This window comes from Vibrio metschnikovii CIP 69.14 (assembly GCF_000176155.1).
Lineage (GTDB): Bacteria > Pseudomonadota > Gammaproteobacteria > Enterobacterales > Vibrionaceae > Vibrio > Vibrio metschnikovii.
This window is the reverse complement of sequence record NZ_ACZO01000011.1, coordinates 1-2,413: the sequence shown is the minus strand read 5'-3', so window position 1 is coordinate 2,413 and position 2,413 is coordinate 1. Positions and strand designations below refer to the sequence as shown.

Sequence of the window (2,413 nt, the reverse complement as noted above, 5' to 3'; positions counted from 1 at the left end):
CTTTATTGGTGTCAGGCGAAGTGCTCTGGAAAGGCACGCGATACCGGGTGATAGCCCCGTAGCCGTTAACGCCAGTAAAGTGAAATCGAGTAGGGCGGGACACGTGATATCCTGTCTGAATATGGGGGGACCATCCTCCAAGGCTAAATACTCCTGACTGACCGATAGTGAACCAGTACCGTGAGGGAAAGGCGAAAAGAACCCCTGTGAGGGGAGTGAAATAGAACCTGAAACCGTGTACGTACAAGCAGTAGGAGCCTCTTTAATGGGGTGACTGCGTACCTTTTGTATAATGGGTCAGCGACTTATATTCAGTGGCAAGGTTAACCAAATAGGGGAGCCGTAGGGAAACCGAGTCTTAACTGGGCGTTCAGTCTCTGGATATAGACCCGAAACCGGGTGATCTAGCCATGGGCAGGTTGAAGGTTGAGTAACATCAACTGGAGGACCGAACCGACTAATGTTGAAAAATTAGCGGATGACTTGTGGCTAGGGGTGAAAGGCCAATCAAACTCGGAGATAGCTGGTTCTCCCCGAAAGCTATTTAGGTAGCGCCTCGGACGAATACTACTGGGGGTAGAGCACTGTTAAGGCTAGGGGGTCATCCCGACTTACCAACCCTTTGCAAACTCCGAATACCAGTAAGTACTATCCGGGAGACACACGGCGGGTGCTAACGTCCGTCGTGAAGAGGGAAACAACCCAGACCGCCAGCTAAGGTCCCAAAGTATTGCTAAGTGGGAAACGATGTGGGAAGGCTTAGACAGCTAGGATGTTGGCTTAGAAGCAGCCATCATTTAAAGAAAGCGTAATAGCTCACTAGTCGAGTCGGCCTGCGCGGAAGATGTAACGGGGCTAAGCAATACACCGAAGCTGCGGCAATGCGATTTATCGTATTGGGTAGGGGAGCGTTCTGTAAGCCGTTGAAGGTGAACTGTAAGGTTTGCTGGAGGTATCAGAAGTGCGAATGCTGACATGAGTAACGACAAGGGGGGTGAAAAACCTCCCCGCCGGAAGACCAAGGGTTCCTGTCCAACGTTAATCGGGGCAGGGTAAGTCGACCCCTAAGGCGAGGCCGAAAGGCGTAGTCGATGGGAAACGGGTTAATATTCCCGTACTTCTTATGAATGCGATGGGGGGACGGAGAAGGCTAGGTGGGCCAGGCGACGGTTGTCCAGGTTCAAGTGCGTAGGCTAAGAGACTAGGTAAATCCGGTTTCTTGTTAGGCTGAGACACGACGTCGAGCTGCTACGGCAGTGAAGTCATTGATGCCCTGCTTCCAGGAAAAGCCTCTAAGCTTCAGTTCATAAGAAATCGTACCCCAAACCGACACAGGTGGTCGGGTAGAGAATACCAAGGCGCTTGAGAGAACTCGGGTGAAGGAACTAGGCAAAATGGTACCGTAACTTCGGGAGAAGGTACGCTCTTGACGGTGAAGTCCCTTGCGGATGGAGCTATTGAGAGTCGCAGATACCAGGTGGCTGCAACTGTTTATTAAAAACACAGCACTGTGCAAAATCGCAAGATGACGTATACGGTGTGACGCCTGCCCGGTGCCGGAAGGTTAATTGATGGGGTTAGACGCAAGTCGAAGCTCTTGATCGAAGCCCCGGTAAACGGCGGCCGTAACTATAACGGTCCTAAGGTAGCGAAATTCCTTGTCGGGTAAGTTCGGACCTGCACGAATGGCGTAATGATGGACACGCTGTCTCCACCCGAGACTCAGTGAAATTGAAATCGCTGTGAAGATGCAGTGTACCCGCGGCTAGACGGAAAGACCCCGTGAACCTTTACTACAGCTTGGCACTGAACATTGAACCTACATGTGTAGGATAGGTGGGAGACTTTGAAGCGCAGACGCTAGTTTGCGTGGAGTCAACCTTGAAATACCACCCTTGTAGTTTTGATGTTCTAACGTTGGCCCCTAATCGGGGTTGCGGACAGTGCCTGGTGGGTAGTTTGACTGGGGCGGTCTCCTCCCAAAGAGTAACGGAGGAGCACGAAGGTGGGCTAATCACGGTTGGACATCGTGAGGTTAGTGCAATGGCATAAGCCCGCTTAACTGCGAGAATGACGGTTCGAGCAGGTGCGAAAGCAGGTCATAGTGATCCGGTGGTTCTGAATGGAAGGGCCATCGCTCAACGGATAAAAGGTACTCCGGGGATAACAGGCTGATACCGCCCAAGAGTTCATATCGACGGCGGTGTTTGGCACCTCGATGTCGGCTCATCACATCCTGGGGCTGAAGTCGGTCCCAAGGGTATGGCTGTTCGCCATTTAAAGTGGTACGCGAGCTGGGTTTAGAACGTCGTGAGACAGTTCGGTCCCTATCTGCCGTGGGCGTTGGAGAATTGAAGGGGGCTGCTCCTAGTACGAGAGGACCGGAGTGGACGAACCTCTGGTGTTCGGGTTG

1 rRNA gene is annotated in these 2,413 nt (G+C 52.3%); it reads left to right on the top strand.

The annotated features are described in order from the left end of the window. A 23S ribosomal RNA gene (locus VIB_RS17005) occupies positions 1–2,413 on the top strand; the annotation flags it as partial.